The organism is Candidatus Kryptoniota bacterium (assembly GCA_036567965.1).
In the GTDB taxonomy this organism is placed as follows: Bacteria; Bacteroidota; Ignavibacteria; order Kryptoniales; family JAKASW01; genus JAKASW01.
In genome coordinates this window covers 90,092-110,067 of the sequence record DATCTN010000030.1, presented here as the reverse complement: position 1 = coordinate 110,067, position 19,976 = coordinate 90,092, and the positions used below count along the sequence as shown (strand labels likewise).

13 protein-coding genes are annotated in these 19,976 nt (G+C 49.9%); 4 read left to right on the top strand and 9 right to left on the bottom strand.

The features are described from left to right. Window positions 1-76: 76 nt before the first annotated feature. Window positions 77-2,332 (bottom strand): GH92 family glycosyl hydrolase, encoded by a 2,256-nt coding sequence (locus VIS48_14120; protein ID HEY9167288.1) that lies wholly within the window; start codon window positions 2,330-2,332, stop codon window positions 77-79. A 227-nt stretch (window positions 2,333-2,559) separates the two neighbouring features. Here VIS48_14120 and VIS48_14115 point away from each other — a divergent pair, with 227 nt between their 5' ends. Genes VIS48_14115 through VIS48_14105 form a run of 3 tightly spaced genes read left to right on the top strand, consistent with a single transcriptional unit; the run spans window position 2,560 to window position 4,972 of the window. Further along, on the top strand, window positions 2,560-3,198 hold the full coding sequence (locus VIS48_14115) for an RNA polymerase sigma factor (GenBank protein ID HEY9167287.1): 639 nt from the start codon (window positions 2,560-2,562) through the stop codon (window positions 3,196-3,198). After that, the gene (locus VIS48_14110) at window positions 3,188-3,853 is read left to right on the top strand and encodes a zf-HC2 domain-containing protein (GenBank protein HEY9167286.1); all 666 of its coding nucleotides are present in this window, start codon (window positions 3,188-3,190) and stop codon (window positions 3,851-3,853) included. The genes VIS48_14115 and VIS48_14110 overlap by 11 nt, the downstream gene beginning before the upstream one ends. A 45-nt stretch (window positions 3,854-3,898) precedes the next feature. Then, window positions 3,899-4,972 carry a hypothetical protein gene (locus VIS48_14105; GenBank protein HEY9167285.1) on the top strand — a complete coding sequence of 358 codons (1,074 nt, stop codon included), beginning with the start codon at window positions 3,899-3,901 and terminating at the stop codon, window positions 4,970-4,972. A 91-nt stretch (window positions 4,973-5,063) separates the two neighbouring features. On the opposite strand, the gene VIS48_14100 is transcribed toward VIS48_14105, so the two are convergent. After that, window positions 5,064-7,712 carry a sugar-binding domain-containing protein gene (locus tag VIS48_14100; GenBank protein HEY9167284.1) on the bottom strand — a complete coding sequence of 883 codons (2,649 nt, stop codon included), beginning with the start codon at window positions 7,710-7,712 and terminating at the stop codon, window positions 5,064-5,066. Window positions 7,713-7,821: 109 nt separating this feature from the next. Here VIS48_14100 and VIS48_14095 point away from each other — a divergent pair, with 109 nt between their 5' ends. Continuing rightward, on the top strand, window positions 7,822-8,082 hold the full coding sequence (locus VIS48_14095; GenBank protein ID HEY9167283.1) for a hypothetical protein: 261 nt from the start codon (window positions 7,822-7,824) through the stop codon (window positions 8,080-8,082). A 181-nt stretch (window positions 8,083-8,263) separates the two neighbouring features. Here the strand turns inward: VIS48_14095 and VIS48_14090 are convergent, their stop codons facing one another. From VIS48_14090 to pstC, 7 genes are all read right to left on the bottom strand, one after another. Further along, the gene (locus VIS48_14090; GenBank protein HEY9167282.1) at window positions 8,264-9,262 is read right to left on the bottom strand and encodes a dihydroorotate dehydrogenase-like protein; all 999 of its coding nucleotides are present in this window, start codon (window positions 9,260-9,262) and stop codon (window positions 8,264-8,266) included. A gap of 18 nt (window positions 9,263-9,280) precedes the next feature. Continuing rightward, a complete protein-coding gene (gene nifJ / locus VIS48_14085) occupies window positions 9,281-12,940 on the bottom strand; it encodes a pyruvate:ferredoxin (flavodoxin) oxidoreductase (protein HEY9167281.1) in 3,660 nt (1,219 codons plus the stop codon). A gap of 330 nt (window positions 12,941-13,270) precedes the next feature. After that, a complete protein-coding gene (locus VIS48_14080) occupies window positions 13,271-14,989 on the bottom strand; it encodes a M14 family metallopeptidase (GenBank protein ID HEY9167280.1) in 1,719 nt (572 codons plus the stop codon). A gap of 109 nt (window positions 14,990-15,098) precedes the next feature. After that, entirely contained in the window at window positions 15,099-17,039 is a 1,941-nt protein-coding gene (locus VIS48_14075; GenBank protein HEY9167279.1) for a M1 family metallopeptidase, read from the bottom strand. A gap of 242 nt (window positions 17,040-17,281) precedes the next feature. Then, complete coding sequence (pstB, locus tag VIS48_14070; GenBank protein HEY9167278.1) at window positions 17,282-18,064, bottom strand: phosphate ABC transporter ATP-binding protein PstB; 783 nt, start codon at window positions 18,062-18,064, stop codon at window positions 17,282-17,284. Beyond that, window positions 18,064-18,954 carry a phosphate ABC transporter permease PstA gene (gene pstA / locus VIS48_14065; GenBank protein HEY9167277.1) on the bottom strand — a complete coding sequence of 297 codons (891 nt, stop codon included), beginning with the start codon at window positions 18,952-18,954 and terminating at the stop codon, window positions 18,064-18,066. Before pstA ends, pstB begins: the two co-directional genes overlap by 1 nt. Continuing rightward, the gene (gene pstC / locus VIS48_14060) at window positions 18,930-19,892 is read right to left on the bottom strand and encodes a phosphate ABC transporter permease subunit PstC (GenBank protein ID HEY9167276.1); all 963 of its coding nucleotides are present in this window, start codon (window positions 19,890-19,892) and stop codon (window positions 18,930-18,932) included. Before pstC ends, pstA begins: the two co-directional genes overlap by 25 nt. Window positions 19,893-19,976: the final 84 nt, after the last annotated feature.

The window sequence follows — 19,976 nt, the reverse complement described above, 5'->3', positions numbered from 1 at the left end:
AGGAACTCCTTCTCTTCGGGAATGTGTGCAAGACAGCACGAGATCCGGGTTGATCCGTCAATGAGGATATCCTGCTTCACTTATCGCTCATTGAGGGAGGGGCATCTTCGGGTGCACTTCCCCAACTTTTGTTCGGCCTTGGCCCCATCTGCAGCTCGAGAATACCTCCGTGTGCGAGGTCCTCTTGCGTGAACCATGGTTTCATGAGCGGCTTGCCGTTGAGAGTCGCGGACTCGATGTACTTGTTCTGAATCGACACGTTGTCGGCTTTAATATCAAACGAATTTCCGCCCGCCAAATGAATGGTTACTTCCTTGAAAATCGGGCTGCCTATCACGTAGTAGGATGCGCCGGGACAAAACGGATAGAATCCCATCGATGAAAATACGTACCATGATCCCATCGCGCCTAGATCGTCATCACCCGGGATACCGAGCGGACTATCGTTGTACCACACTTCCAATATCTCGCGGATAATCTTCTGGGCTTTCCATGGCTCGCCGGCAAAATCATAAATGTACGGTATGTGAAAGCTCGGTTCGTTTCCTTGCGCATAATTCCCTATCAGCCCGGTCATGTCCGGGAACTTGCCGAGAAACGAATACTTCCAAATGCCTCCGTACTGCGCTTCAAAGAGAGAATCGAGTTTGCTCAAGAATTCTTTACGTCCGCCAAAGAGCTGAATCAACCCCGTCATATCGTGCATGACACTGAAAGTGTAAATCCACGAGTTACATTCCGAGAAATAGTCGCGCCCGCCCGGACCGCTGGGTAAGGTCGGATCGAATCCTTTCACCCACTCTCCGTCCGCGGTCTTGGGCGCCATGAAACCTATAGTCGTGTCGAAGACTTTCTTGTAATTGTAGGCGCGCTTGAGAAAATATCCGTAGTCGTCACTGTGCCCCAGCTCCTTTGCCATCATCGCGAGGCACCAGTCATCGTATGCAGTCTCCAGGGTGACTGAAACAGCCTGCCTCCTCTCAAAAGGGTGAACGTTAGGATTCGTTTCGGTTTCCCCCTCTTTCAGCGCCGGGAAGTAACCCTTTTCCAAGTAAATTGAATCAAGCATGTCCATGATCCCATTTCGCCACGGAAGCATAGTCGCGCGCATCGCTTCCTTTTTCATTGCCTCATATGCTTTCGCCACATCGAAGTCACGATAACCCTTGAAGTAAGCGTCAGCTATCAGCGCGTTTGCATGCTGACCAATCATCGCCGGAAACTCGCCGTAGATTCTCGGGAATAACGGCAGCCATCCCCACTCTTCATACATTCTTATATACGATTGGATAATATCTTCCTGCTGTATTGGGTCAAGGAGTAACTGAAGAGGGTGTTCACAACGGAAGGTATCCCACAACTGGTCGTCCGTGTAAAAATCCCTTCCGTGACTGTCATGTACGGCGTGATCATAACCACTGTAGTACTTTCCGTCCTCCGTTATGTCTGTCATATTCTGCTCGGCTCGATATAGCGAGGTGTAAAAAATAGTCTTCTCCTTGTCTGTACCACCTTTGACCTCGATCTTGCCGAGGAGACGCTCCCAGGCCGACTTAGTCTCCTGTATTCGTTTCTCAAAATCCCAACCGTGGATTGATTCCCCGAGATTCTTCCTGGCCTGATCGAGACTGATAAATGAAAGGCCTGATTTCACCTGAATCATCCGCTCCTTGGACCGCGTGAATACCAAAGTGATCCCTATCTTCCTCCCTTCAATTTCCGTCCTGGAGTCCGGCACTCCGCCGTAATCCCAGGATTTTGCGTCACCGAACGGTTCTGAAAATTTAAGATAAAAATAATATGGAACGTCATTGACTTCAGTGGAACCTTCAATCTCGGTCTGAGAAATGATCCTTATAGTTCCGCTGTCGGCCATCATGACGTTAATGAGGTTCGTGTCCGTTCCTGAGTATTTGAATCGATAGAACACTGAAAAATGTCCCGCAGTGAAAGAGGTCTCGATGCCATAATCATCAAGCAACACTTGATAGAAATACGGAGTGCGTGTTTCGAAATCCCTATCGAAATCCGATGCGATCTCATCCGGATCGGTCTTCACACTCCCGATACCCGGCATGAGAACAATCGCACCGGCGGGAAACCCATAAACCTTAGTGGCAAGATATGAATCGTTTAATCCCGGATTCAACACCGGCGTTACCTGTGGATAGTCATGAGGCAGCTGCACGATCGGCTTCGTCGTCGAAAGCAAAAGGCTGACACCTCCGATAGCCGGATTAACGTAGTCCAAAGGTGCCTTGTGCGATTGGGCAGGAACGGATATCGGGATCAGGATCGATAGCTTCGCAAGAATCACGAACGAGGTCTTCATATTAGGTCTTCCGCAAGAAATATCTGGATGTCAGTTTAGAACGATCTTCTATTTATTCCAAACGCAAAAATCATGATCATCGTACAAATACTTCCGCCGCGATTCGAGTTTCGCAGAAAGCGGTCCAATGCGCTTCCCACTGCGCGCCCCATACGCTCTCCTCAGTGACACGTCAAGACCGCGTTATTCTTGCGGGTATATCCTTAGCTGGTATTTGATCGAAAATATTGAAAACTTTCCTTCACAAACCTCCGTCATACTATAGGATGCCAGACAGCCCAGAATTCGAGTTAATTGCAAAGTTTAAGGCAGGCGATGTCTCAGTCTTCAACCTCCTCACCAGGAGGTGGTATGAGAAGATACTAGGTTTCCTGTATCGCGTGCTCGGCAACATGGAAGATGCCGAGGATGCTTGCCAGAAAACATTCATCACGGTCTACACGCGCCTGCATCAGTTGAACGAGCCGGCCAAATTCCGGTCGTGGCTCTATCGCATAGCGAACAATAACGCCATGGACCTATTAAACGACAGAAAACATATTGCTCGAAGCCGCACAAACGGAGAATCTGAGGATCCGCATATCGACCTCGATGGACCGGACACGGAGGCGGCTGACCTGGAGTCAAGGATCGATCTTGTGGGCCTTCATATTCTTTTCGAGAAGATAATGCTTTCAATTCCGGAAGAACAAAGAGTCGTGATTGTAATGAAGCTGTACCAGGATATGAAGTTCTCGGAGATTGCCGAGACGCTCAATGTCCCTCTCAACACCGTGAAAACCAGGATGTACTCCGGACTTCGTGCAATGAAAGATTCCCTTGCCAGGAACAAATTGATCGAGGAGATTCTGAAAGATGCGATGTAAAGATGTTCGTGAAAAGATTATCCCGTTCGTTCTGGACGAACTTGGGGAAGAAGACAGCCGATTGGTCAGTGAACACGTCGGATCATGTGCCGGCTGCCGCAAAGAATCGGAAGATTACAGACAGACAATCCTTGCGATGGGGCGCTGGAAAATTCCCGCGCATGGTCCCGCCCCGGTGTTCGCACTCTTGCCGGGGGCGTTGCCCGTGAGACGTGCGAAAAACTCCCTGTCACTAATCTCAGGTCTCTTCGCAAGGTACGGTTTACGCCTGACGTTCGCTGCGGCACTTGTCGCTGCGTTCCTCATGGGGACACGTGTTCAATTTGACAATGGAGCCATCGTTATTGCTATCGGACGATCCGCGACTAACCCGTTAGCAGCTGATTCGTCAAGGATCGCTTCAGAAATTGCGGCAGCCGAAAAGCGAAATCTTCAAATTGTGTCAGAATTGATCGCCGCTAGCGAAGCACGTCAGGCGGACATGTACAAATCTAGCCTTGAGACTTTCTCAAAGCAGATCAGCGGCCAGCAACGGACTTACATGATGTATTTTACAAATCATCTCTATCGTCTGCAGGAACAGAACCAGCTCGCATACTATCAGTCGAAGGCCGCCCTCACCGGCGTGATGAGGCTCGCTGACGCTGTCAAGTAACGATGAGATTCTGAATCATGAAATACAAAAACGGGAGAATTCATTATGAATAGGAATTTGTTGATGAACCTGACTTGCATGATTCTGATCGCCCTGACAATTTCGCCCGTTGTCAGCTTGGCTCAAGAACAGTCGTACCCCGACATCGGCGTAATGAACGGCATCCTGGCAGAATTAATGAAGGACGCGAATCGGGATGAATACAACTCCAGCGATGTATTCGGTTCATATCTACCGGGGAGCGGGCTGCTCTTCGTGGTGAACTCCTCCGATGGAATCGTCTCAGCAGGATTTCTAGCTCGCAAGATCGCCCTTGAAACGAAGGTAAGGGTTTTAGCCTCTATTGATTCGAGTTTGTCGATGGGGGATCGGCTCGGCGCACGAAAGGATTCGCTGAACCAGTTGGTTGAGTCGTTCGGCAAGAAAACTGAAGAATCCTCAAAACAAATCATGGATCGCCTCGATCAGGCGATAATGAAGTTCCTTGGCAGCTACGCTGATGCTGAGAACAAACTCACCTCAGCTCAAACAGTTTCGGTAGTGGTTTTCCTATCGGGCGATTCTCAACCAGCTGCGAGACTGTACAACGTCTCAAAGAAAAACATTACAGATTACCGTACGGGAGCAGTGGCGGAAAACATCTTCAGACATAGTGTGCAGGTTACCGATGTCGAGGAGACTGACGAGGATAACTCCATAAGCATCATGGCTACGATCCTGGAGAAGTCATTGTCGGAAAAAAACTCAAGCGACAGAGATGTCTCTTTCGGAGGTGCCGATTCAAGGGGAGTCTATGTCAAGGGTCTTGGAGCGTTGTTTGTGTGCAGTGTTTCCGATATGCCTTATGTCTCAGATTTTTCGAGATCAGTTGATACGGTGAAGTTCAATACCGGCAAGTTGAAGGACAAAGTCATACTTGAGCTCGGGACATACGGTTCATCTCTTAGATCCATCAGGAAGGATGAATCTATATTGGTTCTTCTGAAGGTGAATAACTTCATGGAGGGGGAGCAAAGTAAGCTTGTCAGCGTAAAGAAGGGAGACATCGATCTCTACACAAGAAATGAGATTGACTTCAACACATTAAAGAGTCGTTCCACTGTAATCGAGAACCAATAGATATCCACTTTCAAGGCGGTCTCAACAGATATTTAGGTTCGGAGTTGAGAAAACGGTCCGTGGTCAACTTAGCCTCGGACCGTTTCAGTCTCTAGATGCCGTTCACATCCATCTTAAGCTCCTGAATCTGACAGTTCAGTCCCGATATCTCGAAATGAAGTTGAGGTGGGGGAACCATCTTCCCATCGTGCTCGATTCTTACCGAGATCGTCTTGGTTTCGCCGCCAACGAGCGATATGTAGTTGTCGCTGTACGAACTCCTCAGCGTATCCGATTCCTCAACCATACGGATTCTCACAAAGAACGCCAGGCTCGAGTCTGGATTTGTCAACTGAATCTCACCGGCAGCTATCCAACTCGAATCTTTTGATACTTCGAGTGATCCGGACTTTGCTGACAGATGGACCTTGGGCATGTTGTTTAAATCGGAAAAAATGTTTTTGTAGTCGCTTAATTCGCCCGAGTTGCTGACAGCTATCGGATAGATCGCATCGGATATCTTTCCTCCCGACTTCTTCTCCAGTTCGACAACTACAAAGAAGGATTTGCCTTTCATCGACTCCGGTATTCTATACTTTATTTCGCCGATCTTCTTAGAAGTATTAGCGCTTGTGCCCGCACTGCCGGATTTCTCTGCCAAAGTTCGTCCTCTGCAATCAAGCAGTGTCGCTCTGAAGTTGAGCTCCTTGAGTGAATCTTCAGTATCATTCAAAAGGTATACATCCGATTTGAAAGTCTCTCCTGGATTCCACAGATATCTTTCATAGTCGGCAGAAATATGAACTGGGCGCGAAGCACGTTTCAGAAAATAATATGAAGGCTTCGGAGTGCCGTACCAATCTACGATCGACCACGAAAGACACGGCCATATGTCATCATATTGCCATACCAGGAATCCGCTGTTCCGAAACTTATTAGATCTGCAGAACTCCATATCAAATTCATTACCGAGTGCCTGGTAGAGCTGTCCGCGCGTAATAAGTTCCTCGATGCACGAAGGATCGCCGAACTCGTCCGCGTACCGCATCAACTTGCTGAGGTGAGTGAAACCCGTGCCCGATTCTCCATGGTATTCAATGTACGTTGTGTCAGGCGGCCACAGGAATTGAGCGGGTGTGAACTTGACATAATTTTCAAATACCGGAGGAGCGTTCAGACCGGCCTCGCTCCGGAATGGCCGCACTACGCGGTACTTCGTGTACGGTTCTAGGCCGTGCCAGACCCCCCAATAGTGATCATCACCCATATACGGAGACGCTCTGTGGAATTCGCGAACCGGATCGAAGGTTTTCAAGAGCGCTGCAAGCGAGTCAATCACAGTCTTGCTTCCAACATCGTCCGGATCGAACTCGTTTCCGCCGCACCAGAAGGTGAGAGAAGGATGATTTCTCAAGCGCAGCACTGCGGACTTCGCACCTTCAAGAAAATTATCCCGGTCGATTTTCGAAAAGTTCTGATTACTCAGGAATTCCTGCCAGGTGAGAATCCCGTACTCATCACACAAGTTGTAAAAATCGTCGGTCTCGTAAAGTCCTCCTCCCCAAACACGAAGCAGATTAAAATTTCCGTCCTTAAATAGTTTCAGCAATCGTTCATACCTGCTGTGATCCAGACGGAGGAGCTGGTCATCAGGTATCCAGTTTCCACCTTTTGCGAACATCTTCCTGCCGTTCACCAAAAATGTCCACGGATATGAGCCGACGGCGTTTCCCAAATGGTGCGGGTCTCCGACGTCATTCTGCATCGACTTGAGAAATTCCCCCACACGCTCATTATCCACGAGCTTCAACTCCCTGATTCCAAACTGAGTCGACAAATTATCGGATTCTGAATCTCTCTCCGCCACGGCGACGTCGAGTATATAAAGGTTCTGATCACCCATCCCGTTCGGCCACCACAACTGAGGATCGGTCACGGCAACATCAAAAATCATTTTCCTCGTCTCTTTGGACTTCAGCTTAACGGTTTTCTCGAAATCAGATGCAATTCGATTCGATTTCTTTTCTTTCACTTGTCCGACAATTCGCGCATCAATTGAATCAGCGGTAAGATTCCGGACCTCGATTCGAACGTTACATACCGCTTTCTTACTGGATTTAACTTTTGTTACCACATATGGATTCTCAATTCGCACGGGTCCGGTGACGTGCAGGCTTACGGACTTCCACAACCCAATCGGAAGTCCATGCGGACCCCAGTCCCAGCCATACATACACTGCGCGATTGAGTACAATTGGTCTCTCGGCGCACGCCATGTCAAACCATCTTCCATCGTCTTTGACCATTCATCAGGCGGCGCCTCAAGACGAACCACCACCTGGTTCTCTGCGCCATATTTCAGAAGCCTTGAGACATCGAACGACCGTGGGTTCAGCATTCCTTTCAGCTCACCCGCCTTTTGGCCGTTTATCCAGAATTCACCCTGGAACGAAGTCCCTTCGAAATCAAGATCGATGAATTTGCCTTCAAGACCGGCCGGCACTGAAAATTTCTTGAAGAACCACCACTCTTTCTGTTCGACCCAGAGCGACTTTTCATTATTGTAACCGAAATACGGATCAGGAATCTCTCCTGCTTGCAGTAACGCGGTCCTTACAGTTCCGGGGACTTGACATGGTAGACAATCAGCGGGTTCATTCTCCGGCAGGTAGATCTTTTTCTGAACACCGATTCCCGATGTGAAGTCTTTCATCTTCCACTTACCATCGAGATCGATCACAGATTCAGTCGTTCGATTCATCTTGATTCGGGAATTAGTTTGACCAAAGGCTTTTTCGGAATTCTGCCATAACAGAATAAGAAATAGAGGAGACAAAAAACAAATTAATCCTGACCGCGGTGGTGAGCACATGCCTCTCTCCTTTTCAGGAAAGATAGCCATTTCGATTATAAAAACATCGTGCCAGAGCAGTCATGATGAAAGTCTGAACGGACTTTTCCAACTTAAGAGGAACGGCAAAATCAACATGAGAAATCCGAGGAGAGACAGCATTGCCTCGACAATCAATCATCTTGTTCAGGAACGGGCACAACTGACCGTTGACAAGCACCTCAACGACACTCGAGTGCCGACAACTTATGGCCCGACGTCGGGCAAAAGCGGCTGCTAGTCAATTTAACGGCTGAAAAATGGTCTAATGAAGATTGGCGGCATTGATAATACTCCGCGAATTGCAAGAGTGTGCTTGTGGCACACAAGGGCAGTTCAGTTTAAGAAATAGTTTCCCGGATTCGAGAATTTGTCGGAATAAAAAAGGCGCCCGGAGGCGCCCTATGTGTGGTGTAGTGTGTTTAGAGGAGAAGCTTAAATCTGTTCAGCGCCTTCACGTAATTTGCCCGCTCGAACGCGGCGGGATCCGCAACGGACTTCTGACTCATGCTTCCTTTCATTTGTTCAATCGAAGCATACTCATGCTCTTCCATCCACTTTGTCAAATCTGTGAGGACCTTTTTTATGTGTGCCGGACCGTTTTGGAGCAGCGCGGAACACATCATCGTGACATCGGCACCCGCCATGACGAGTTTTAATACGTCTTCTGCCGTATGTATCCCGCTCGTCGCTGCGAGACTCGCTTTGGTTCTTCCGTAGAGTATCGCAATCCATCTCATCGGAAGTCTGTTGTCCGCGGAGCTGCTCAGGACGACCCCGGGTTCAACCTCGAGTTTCTCGATATCGATGTCAGGTTGATAAAATCGGTTGAACAGAACTAATCCGGAGGCCCCAATCTTGACAAGCCTGTCGGTCAGATTGGTCAGTGAACTGAAATACGGACTAAGCTTCACAGCCACGGGAATTCTGACTGTATCTTTCACTGCTGCAAGGACATCAGTATAACGTGCTTCGACGTCATCCGACGTGAGGCGAGGATCGGTCGGAATATAATAAACATTCAGCTCGACGGCATCGGCGCCGGCCTCTTCGAAATACTTCGCGTATTTTATCCAACCGCCCGTCGTAATTCCGTTGAGACTTGGTATAACGGGAATCCCGAGAGACTCTTTCGCTTTCCGCAGGAGGTCAAGATAAGAGTCGGGCTCAAGGTTGTATTCAGCCGCGGACGGCAGATAGGTCAGCGCTTCTGCAAAACTATCGGTTCCATAGTGCAGGTAGTGATCGAGCTCTGCCCTTTCGTGCGCGATCTCCTCTTCGAAGAGGGAGTACATCACGATCGCCGATGCGCCTGAATCCTCGAGCCATTTCATGCTATCGATGCTTCGCGAGAGCGGGCTGGCTGAAGCAACCAATGGGTTCTTCAGTCCGAGTCCGAGGTAATTCGTTTTTAGGTCCATGTCATTGTTCCTGAATCCCTAGTTCAATGGTGCAGACGGCGTCTGCTGTTTCGTAGCCTCGGAACCGTTGCCGGATTTATGAGGCTCATATTCCTTCGCAAGCTGATCATACATTTTCCACCGTTCGTTCACGTCTTCCTGCGCAAGCTCCATCAGGAACTTTGCTCGCTCAGGGTGAGTCTTCTTTAGGATGTTGAACCTCGTCTCAAGGGAGGTGAAGTCAGAAACCGATCCTTTCGGCGCTTTGGAGTCTATCCTGAACGGATTCTTGCTCTCCTTTGCCAGGCGCGGATCAAATCTGAAGAGCGGCCAATAACCTGTTTCCACGGCAACTTTCTGGTTGCGCGCACCTAGAGACATATCGATGCCGTGTTCTATGCAATGAGCATACGCAATTATGATAGACGGTCCGTCGTAAGACTCTGCCTCTATGAAGGCGCGTACAGTCTGTGCATCATTTGCTCCCATCGCGACACGCGCAACGTAGACATTACCGTACGTGAGTGCCATGAGGGAAAGGTCCTTCTTCCGATTCGGTTTGCCGCCGGCGGCAAACTTGGCAACGGCCGCGCGCGAAGTCGCTTTCGACATCTGCCCGCCCGTGTTCGAGTACACTTCCGTGTCCAGCACGAGAATGTTTACGTTCTTTCCGGATGCGATGACGTGATCCAGACCGCCGTAGCCGATATCGTACGCCCAACCATCTCCGCCAAATATCCACACACTTCTCTTCACAAGGTTGTCGGCCAAATTCAACAGGGACTTTGCTTCTCGAGAATTCAGTGAGGCGAGTTTCTCTTTCAACAGCTTTACACGTTCCCGCTGCTCATAAATCCCCGCTTCGTCGCTTTGCTTCGCTACCAGAAGTTCCTTCACAAGCTGATCGCCGATCTGGCCTGCAAGTTTCTGGACAAGCTCTTTTGCCATCTCCGTCTGTTTATCTATGGCGAGCCGCATCCCGAGCCCGAACTCGGCATTGTCTTCGAAAAGTGAATTGGACCATGCCGGGCCGCGGCCGTCTTTGTTTACCGTATAGGGTGTGGTCGGAAGATTTCCACCGTAAATCGAAGAACAACCCGTCGCATTAGCGACGACGGAGCGGTCGCCAAACAGCTGCGTAACCAGTTTGACGTATGGAGTCTCTCCGCAACCGGAGCACGCGCCCGAATATTCGAAGAGCGGCTGGAGAAATTGAGAGTCCTTGACGTTGTCGAGCTTTATTGTTCTGCGATCGACTTCCGGAATATTCAGGAAGAAGTCGTAATTAGCCCGTTCGGCCTCTCTAATCGGAGGTTGAGGCTTCATGTTGATCGCCTTGATTTTGGTCTCCGTCTTGCTCTTCGCGGGACAGAACTCGACACATAATCCGCAGCCTGTGCAATCTTCAGGAGCAACCTGGAGACTGTATTTCATTCCCTTGTGCTCCGCGCTCTTGAAGTCCATCGCCTTGAAGGTCGGCGGTGCACCGGCAAGCTCCTTCGGGTCATAGACCTTCACACGAATGCTGGCGTGAGGACAAATCACGACGCACTTGTTACACTGGATGCAGATTTCCTCCACCCATACCGGAATCTCCAGAGCGATGTTTCTCTTCTCCCACTGTGCGGTGGCGGTCGGGAATGTTCCATCGATCGGCATTGCGCTTACCGGGAGTGAGTCGCCCTTTCCGGCGATCATCTGAGACGTCACCTTCTTCACGTAGTCAGGAGCACGTTCGGAAACCACTGGGGGCATCACTATCGTGCTGCTCACTTTGTCGGGGACTTTAACTTCAAAGAGATTTGCGAGTGTTTGGTCGACAGCCTGGAAGTTTTGCTGGACGACCAGATCGCCCTTCTTGCCGTATGTTTTCTTGATCGAATTTTTTATCTGCTCGATTGCTTGCTCACGCGGAAGCACACCTGAGATCGCGAAGAAGCATGTCTGCATGATCGTGTTTATCCTGCTTCCCATGTTTGTCTGACGCGCCACTTTGTACGCGTCGACCACGTGAAACTTCAGTCGCTTCTCAATGATCTGTTTCTGGATATGCCTCGGCAGTTTGTCCCAGACTTCATCGGGACCGTAACTGCTGTTCAGCAGGAAGACTCCGCCCGGAACGGCTTTCTCGAGAACATCATACTTCTCTAGGAAGAACCATTGATGACATCCGACGAAGTTGGCGCTTCCTATGAGGTAAGTGGAATGGATAGGCTTCGGCCCGAATCTCAGGTGAGAAATCGTCATCGTGCCTGATTTCTTCGAATCGTAGACGAAATATCCCTGCGCGTGGAAATCGGTTTCACCGCCGATGATCTTAATGGAATTCTTGTTCGCGCCGACGGTCCCGTCTGCGCCGAGCCCGTAGAAAATCGCGCGTACCACTTCCGGCGGCTCGATGTCGAAAGCCGGATCGTAACCAAGACTCGTATTTGTCACGTCATCGACTATCCCGACTGTGAAGTGATTCTTCGGAACCGGTTTCTTCATTTCATCGAATACCGACTTTACCATTGCCGGCGTAAATTCTTTTGACGACAGACCGTATCTTCCGCCGATCACTCTCGGTGATCCACCATTCATGCCGCTGTTATTCGCGGCAGCTTCGGCAAGAGCGGTCACCACATCGGTGTAGAGCGGTTCGCCGGTAGCACCCGGTTCCTTTGTCCTGTCAAGAACTGCGACATTCTTAACAGTCTTCGGGAAGGAGCGGACGAACCGTTCCACCGAGAACGGTCTGAACAATCTCACTTTAACCAGACCCACCTTTTCACCCTTACTTCGCAAATACTCGACCGTCTCGTGGGCCGTTTCGGCGCCGGAGCCCATGATCACGATGATCCGCTCGGCGTCAGGTGAGCCGACATACTGAAACAGTTCGTATTTTCTTCCGGTCACTTTAGCGAACTTGTCCATGGCTTTTTGAACAAGCCCTGGGCAATCCGTATAAAACTTATTCACAGTCTCGCGCGCCTGGAAGAACACATCCGGATTTTGTGCCGAGCCCCGAAGGACCGGATGGTCGGGCGACAAAGCACGCTGACGATGCGACTTGATCAGCTCTTCATCGATGAGTTGACGCATCTCGGCGTCGGTCAGCTGTTGGATTTTCATCACTTCATGAGAGGTCCTAAACCCGTCGAAGAAATGGAGGAACGGGACGCGCGACTCGAGTGTTGCCATCTGAGCGATCGCAGCGAAATCGTTTACTTCCTGCACTGAGTTTGACGCGAGCATGGCCCACCCTGTCGGTCTTGCAGCCATAACGTCGCTGTGGTCGCCGAATATCGACAGCGCGTGAGCTGCGACAGTCCTTGCAGCGATGTGGAATACGGTTGACGTAAGTTCGCCCGCAATCTTGAACATGTTTGGAATCATGAGCAGGAGACCTTGCGAGGCGGTGAACGTTGTTGTCAACGCGCCAGCCTGAAGAGAACCGTGAACCGCTCCAGACGCACCGCCTTCACTTTGCATCTCCGCCACAAGCGGGATTGTCCCCCAGAGATTAGGACGGCCCTGCGAAGACCACTCGTCAGACCATTCGCCCATCGGTGATGAAGGAGTTATCGGATAGATGGCGATGACTTCATTCAGTTTGTGGGCAACGTAAGCGGCCGCTTCATTGCCGTCTATGGTTACTATCTGTTTTTCTGAATCACTAATTTCGTTTTGCTTCTCTTCTGTTTTCACTTCGGCCATTTTTGTTCCTCTTCACACATTATTTGTCAAATCATAATTTCAACAACACGTCATCTAGTGCAACTGGAATGCCGCAAACAGCACTCATTAGTTATTCAAATTCAAAGACTTGCGCGAAGGGATCGCAATAAATTGAAGGCTCGGTGGTATTCTGCCCCACGTAGAAATGGAATTGGAATTCCACTTATGAATCACAAGAGAAGAACTAGATCCGAAAACTGGAAAAGAAAACGGCAGCCGAAGCTGCCGTTTCAGTTAGCCGGTCAAACTCACTTGGGGATCAGAAGGTGTAGCGTGCTCCAAGTTGATTCAGACCTTCTGGCGAAGAACTCATTGCACTGATACTTTGCTCACTTTCGGTTCGTTGCTCAGTCGGTAAACCGGGTAAATCGCTGCCGAGTTCGAAGCGAGCTGGGTTTCAATGTCTGCGTCGAAATAATTCCATACGGCAAGTCCATCGTCAGATTCAGGTTCCAGCAGATAGAAGATCAATCCCGCTTCTGGCTGGTGCGTGCTCACGATGAACGTACCCGCCGGCAGTTTGATAGTTGTCGCTTTCTCAGTTACAGTCAACTTTGATTCATGGTGTTTCTGGAAAGAGATCGAGGCGTGAGTGAGAGAATCTACTAGATACTGCTGGACCTGGAGGGTTGTATCTTCCGTAGTTCTATAGACAATGATTCCGTGATGCTGAAGCAGTTTAATTATGTCCTCGCGATCTGATGGAATCACATAAGCAGCGGGAGGAGCAAGCGATTTCGTCGGCGCGAACTTTTCATACTCAATCATTTTCAGCGGCCGGACGCCCTGAACGGCTTCGATTCTGTATTTCCCTGTTCGCTCGTCCAGGACTCGTCTCACGCTCCCTTCCAGGATCGTCACCGGTCCATCTGACGGTTCGAATTTGAACTCGGTTCCGAATCCTCTCTCGTGCCCTCTTGTAGTTCCAGTCCGTATCGCGTACTCATCAGCTCGCGTAGTGAGGGACAAAATTTTACTCGGATTCTTCGACACGTAATCCAGGATCTCGATGACGAATTCCTTCGTTACGTCGATTCGCGTTTTGAAATCAAGATGAGAATACGCTTCGCTTAAAACACAGAGCCTGTTTCTTAATCCGAGATAGTTCGTACCGAATCTTGGACGCTCGTCGAACGTTGCCCATGCCCTCGCTGAATGCTCGCTGTCCGGATCGAAGTAGCCGTAAGGATCGTGAGGCGGAACGAAGTCACCGTAGTAATAGGTTCTATAATTATACTTCCTCAAAAGAACTTTCGACACAGACGGAAACAGTTTTTCCTTTTCGAACGCCATAATCTCTTTGTCGGTGTTGGGATTAAGAGGCCCGGAGTAGGTGAGCGCGTATCCATGATAAGAGCCGTCAGTCGTATGGAGATCAATGAACACGTCCGGATCCCATTTGTCAAATACATTGGCGACGAGCCCCTGCGCCTCCGGCGATTCCAGTTTTATGTAGTCCCGGTTCAGATCGAGACCCTGCGAGTTGGCGCGAGCCCCGACGCCTCCGTACGGACCGTTTTGATCGGTCCGGTTGTAAATGCTGATCTTATCGTTGCCGTCCGCATTGTAAATGGGGGCGACGAGTAGAACCATATGTTTAAGCAACGCAGCAAGTCTGCCGTCGACAATTTCTCTCATTATGATCTGCGCGGCCTCTTTCCCCTCAACTTCCCCGGCATGAATGTTCGCCATGACGAAGACGACCGGTTTGCCGAGCCTCTTCGCCCCGACGGGAGTGAATATTTCCGGGTCTGAAAAGATTGCCAGAGGTAGTTTCTTCCCCTCGGCCGTCGTCCCAAAATACTCAAGGGCAAACCGTCCACCGGCATTTTGGAGCGAGGAGATGAATGTCATCACGTCCTGGTAGCGCGAAGTTTCGGTGAAGTTTGTCTCTTCCGCCCGAGTAAGCGGATATTGGCAGACTTTCTCTCTTGTCGCGCTGAACGACTCGAGGAACATTAGCAGAACGAAAAAAGTAGTAAAAACTGAAAGGCGGCCCGGCGGTATGATTATTGGATATAACCTCATCAATGCTCCCGTAATTTACAGGTTAAAAATCTGCAACGTGAATCAAAAACCGGAACGCGAGCATTCGCCGCGTCCCGGTTTGGAAAAGAGAATATGGATGAAGCTCGTATTAATTGCCCGGCGATGAAGAATTGGTAGACCACACATTATTGTTCCGGTCGATGTCCGGGAGCTCATGCTTCGGATCCAAAACCACGCTCTGAACCTGTCTCGAATCGTAAATGGGATAAGTATACTTGTTACCCTGAAACCAGATTTCCACTGGAAGTTTGATGTCTTCAGTTTGATTATCCGAAAAAGTTATCTGGAGTTCAGATGGCATTGCAAGTCCGCGGTTATTCGAAATGAAAACGCGTGTCCGGGCTGAATCGGCGACTACAGAGTCGATTCCCTGGTCAAGGACGTCAGTCGAGTAGAACCATTCTCTCCAGAACCAGCTGAGGTCCTCACCGGAGTAGTCCTCAATCGTGCGGAAGAAGTCAGCCGGCTGAGGATGTTTGAAGGCCCATCGCTGGATATATTCCTTGAAACCGCCGTCAAATTTTTCCGGTCCGAGTATGAATTCCCTCAGAAGCCTGAGTCCGAATCCCGTTTTCGCGTACTCGAGAAAACCTAATCCCATCGGCTTGATAAGATCGGCCCGCACTTCGATCGGCTGACCGTCCTGCTGTCTCAACATCCAGTGAGCTATTGTATCTGCTTGAACGCGCCGGATATTGAACGACTTTGAGCCGTAGTAATCGAAGTTCGAATAATAATTTATGAATGTATTAACTCCCTCGTCCATCCACGCATGCCTCCTCTCGTCGCTGCCTACGGTCATAGGAAACCAGCCATGTCCGAATTCATGATCTGTCACCGAATAGAGTCCCTGTCCCCGCGATCGGACCGAACAGAACACTATCATAGGGTATTCCATCCCGCCGACCACTCCGGCGACGTTTGTCGCAACCGGGTAAGGGAAGTGAAAATAATTCGTGGAATAGTACATGAATGTATGTCTCATGAACTGGACATCCTGCTCCCAGCCGGGGCCACGTGTCGTATCGGTCGCGATCCCTTCACGCGGGTAAACAGCCATCAGGAGGATATTGTCCCAGTGCGATGCATCCCATATGAAGGCTCTAGATGCCGCCCATGAAAAGTCCCGAACATTCTTCGCTTCGAATTTCCATGTCAGATTCTCTTTGCCCTTCGGTCGCGTGAGAGGTTGTCCTATTTCAGCTTCCGATATCACATGAACTGTCTCGTCCGACTTCCTGGCCTGTGCGAGCCTGTCGCGTTCTGTTTTAGTCAAAACCTGATCAGGATTCTGTAGAACCCCGGTACCGACGACGACAAAATCACGTGGCGCGGTAATATCAACTTTGAAGTCGCCATACTCGAGGTAGAATTCCCCTTCGCCGAGATACGGAAGCGGATTCCACCCGTGAACATCGTCGTACACGTACATCCGCGGGTACCATTGAGCGACTTCGAAGATCGTGCCATCTTTCGAATAGAACCTCCCGGTGCGGTCAGACCCGTAAGGTGGTACAACAAACGACCAGGCGATCTGTATCTGAAGTTTGCCGCCGTGAGCCGGGAGGGCGCTCTCAAGATCTATTCTCATTCTGGTGTCGTCCACGATGTAGTGCACCTGTTCCTTTCTTCCGTTCCGTACCACGACAACGCTACTCAATTCATCTCCGCCGTTCGAGAAGGCTCCTCTCCATCTTACTCGAGGCGAATCAAACTCGAGGCTTCCCCTGCTTCCTTCTTTGAAAAGATTCTGATCGACTTGCAGCCAAAGAGTCGTCAGTGGCTCCGGGGAATTATTAGTGTAAGTGATAACCTCGCTCGCGGTCACTCTTCCGGCCGAGCTGTCCAACGATGCTTTGATGTCATAATCAGCGCGCTGCTGCCAGTATTCGGGTCCGGGCCTGCCGTCAGCTGTCCGGTATGCATTTGGAGTAGGAAGTTCCAGTGGTGAAAACAAGTGGTGCACTGACTGCGCCATAACCGGCGGGATTGTGAGAAGCAACGAAAGGAAAATATATGACGACCTCATGAATGGACCTCCTTTGGTTAATCTCTTCATCTTTGTAGGACGAAATGGAACAAGACTATTCTGAACTGATCAGAAATTATTGGATGAATTTAATACCACTGGACCGCAAGACAAAACTCCAGGAAACAGACTCGTTCATAGACGGATTCCTGGATAATTGGTTTCGGTGAAGTCAGGACTTACCGATCGACAGGAGCGGTAGTCCGGATTAGATGAGGGAATTCGAAAGAAATGCGGAATAATCAGCCGAAGCGACCGGTGATGTAATCTTCGGTCTGTTTCTTCTTCGGTTTGGTAAACATGTCTTTGGTGGCACTGAATTCGACCATTTCCCCGATATAAAAGAACGCGGTGTAGTCGCTCACACGAGCCGCCTGTTGCATGTTGTGCGTAACGATCACAATTGTGTAGGTGTCTTTGAGCTGGAATATCAGCTCCTCGATTTTCGCGGTAGAGAGGGGATCCAGGGCACTCGCAGGCTCATCCATCAGTATGACTTCAGGATTGACAGCAAGTGTTCGCGCGATGCAAAGCCTTTGCTGCTGCCCTCCCGAAAGGCTCGCACCCGATTTTTGAAGAGAGTCCTTCACTTCGTCCCATAGCGCGGCTTGCACAAGAGTCTTCTCAACTAATTCGTCGTACTGCCTCCTCGATTGCCGTCCGGTTAATTTCAAGCCGGCGATAACATTATCGTAAACGGACATCGAAGGGAACGGGTTTGGTTTCTGAAAAACCATCCCGATTTTTCTGCGGACGAGAACAGGATCGATATTAGAACCGTAAATATCCGTACCGTCGACCATCACGCTCCCGGTGATCGTCGCATCGCGGGCGAGCTCATGCATCCGGTTCAATGTCCGGAGAAACGTTGTCTTGCCACAGCCGGAAGGTCCAATTAATGCAGTCACCTCATATTTTGGAATGGCCACACTGATCCCTTTGAGCACCTCCAGACTGCCGAAGTAAGCCTTCAGATCCTGCGTCACTATTCCCGGATTGAAATTGTGAACTGCCGCGTCGGCCATTAGACGTGCTCGAACTTCTGACTTGAAAACGCACGCACGGCAAAATTCACAACCAGTATTCCGACGACGAGCACCAATGCTCCAGCCCATGCCTGTCTGTGCCAGTCGTTGTACGGTGAGATCGCATAATTAAAGATCTGGACCGGGAGAGTAGATATCGGCTGGACCAGACTGTAGCTGAAGAAAGCATTATTGAACGCAGTGAATAAGAGCGGAGCGGTTTCTCCGAGTATCCTTGCTCCTGCGAGTAAAATCCCCGTGACAATGCCCGCCTTCGCACTCCGCAAGACCACCGAAATGACCGTTCGCCAGTACGGAACTCCAAGAGCAAGCGACGCCTCACGAATGCTGAGAGGAACTGTTTGCAAGATCTCATCGGTCGTCCTGAGGATGGTTGGTATCATCATCACTCCAAGCGCGAACCCCCCGGCGAGAGCGGAAAAACTTTTCATGGGTAGAACGACGACCGTGTAGGCAAAAACGCCCATTACAATAGACGGCACACCGTTCAGCACATCCGCGACAAATCTTGCGACCGTTGAGAGCCTGCTGTTTGGGAATTCTCCGAGGTAGACGCCGCCAAAAAGTCCAATCGGAATTCCTATGAGAGAAGCAAGTCCTACGACATACAATGATCCGATGATCGCATTACCCATTCCTCCCCCGCTTTCACCAACAGGCGCAGGACGATGAATGAAGAAATTCAGATTGACTGACGAAGCACCCTTCATCAACAAGTAGCCAACGATAAGCAAGAGGGGGAGGAGCACTATTAGTATGCTGGAAGAAAAGACGAGCGTGAAAAACCAATTAACACCCTTCCTTCTCCAATAGGAGAAGCCGGTACCTTCAAGAACGGTTTTGTTTACTTTGCCCGCGTCGTCCGCCAAATCAACCACCTCGCTACTGCGTTTACCAAAAGTGTAATGAGAAGAAGAATGAATGCTACTGCGATCAACGCGGAAAGATAAGTATCCGTTGTAGCTTCTGTAAATTCGTTTGCGATCACAGCGGACATTGAATAACCCGGATCGAAGAGCGATTTACTGATCTGCGGGGTATTGCCAATCACCATTGTAACTGCCATCGTCTCTCCCAACGCGCGGGCAAGTGCAAGCACTACTGAACCTGAGATACCGCTCCTTGCGAACGGAAGACAGACTTTCTTCACGACCTCCCAACGTGTAGCACCCAGCGCATACATACCTTCCTTTAGCGGTACGGGCACCGTCCCCAGGACTTCAGTCGAAACGGATATGATGAAGGGGACGATCATTATGGCGAGAATTATCGAAGCGGTCAAGAAGCCGATCCCGAGCGGGTACCCTTTAAAGAAAGGAAGAAAACCAAACTTGTTCATAAGAAACGGTTCTACCGTGCTCGCCATCAGTGGTGAAAGGACGAACATTCCCCAAAGCCCATAAATTACACTTGGGATACCGGCGAGAAGCTCAATCAGTGGTTGAAGAGAGCTTCTCAACCACTTTGGTGAAAGTTCAGCGAGAAAAACAGCAGTGCCGATTCCCAACGGTGTCGCGATCAGAAGGGACAGCACCGACGTAACTGCGGTTCCATATATGAACGGGAGTGCACCAAACTCTCCCGTCACGGGATTCCACGTGGTCCCCTTGACAAAATTCCAGAACCCGATTGAGGCGAACGCGGCCCGTGAGGAAGTGTAGAGCTGAATCCCGAGCCATAGGACGAGTACAACAACTGTTAGCGCAAAGAAGCCCACGACTCCCTTGAAGACCATGTCCGGATGGACCAAAGTCTTCCGCTCGATCTTTACGGCATTCGAAGGCACAAATACGTCGTCTATTTCCACCGCCACACGAAAAAACTAAAAATTTGCATTGAACAATAGGTTAATCTAATGTTAAGAAACCGTTAAGAGAACCTGACCGACTGA

Excerpts from the sequence above, each read along its gene's own strand:
- pstB (HEY9167278.1), bottom strand. The coding sequence starts at position 18,064 with ATGGCCGACGCGGCAGTTCACAATTTCAATCCGGGAATAGTGACGCAG.
- VIS48_14100 (HEY9167284.1), bottom strand. The coding sequence starts at position 7,712 with ATGAATCGAACGACTGAATCTGTGATCGATCTCGATGGTAAGTGGAAG.
- VIS48_14090 (HEY9167282.1), bottom strand. The coding sequence starts at position 9,262 with ATGGACCTAAAAACGAATTACCTCGGACTCGGACTGAAGAACCCATTG.
- VIS48_14080 (HEY9167280.1), bottom strand. The coding sequence starts at position 14,989 with ATGAGGTTATATCCAATAATCATACCGCCGGGCCGCCTTTCAGTTTTT.
- VIS48_14120 (HEY9167288.1), bottom strand. The coding sequence starts at position 2,332 with ATGAAGACCTCGTTCGTGATTCTTGCGAAGCTATCGATCCTGATCCCG.
- VIS48_14075 (HEY9167279.1), bottom strand. The coding sequence starts at position 17,039 with ATGAGGTCGTCATATATTTTCCTTTCGTTGCTTCTCACAATCCCGCCG.
- nifJ (HEY9167281.1), bottom strand. The coding sequence starts at position 12,940 with ATGGCCGAAGTGAAAACAGAAGAGAAGCAAAACGAAATTAGTGATTCA.
- VIS48_14110 (HEY9167286.1), top strand. The coding sequence starts at position 3,188 with ATGCGATGTAAAGATGTTCGTGAAAAGATTATCCCGTTCGTTCTGGAC.
- VIS48_14105 (HEY9167285.1), top strand. The coding sequence starts at position 3,899 with ATGAATAGGAATTTGTTGATGAACCTGACTTGCATGATTCTGATCGCC.
- VIS48_14095 (HEY9167283.1), top strand. The coding sequence starts at position 7,822 with ATGCCTCTCTCCTTTTCAGGAAAGATAGCCATTTCGATTATAAAAACA.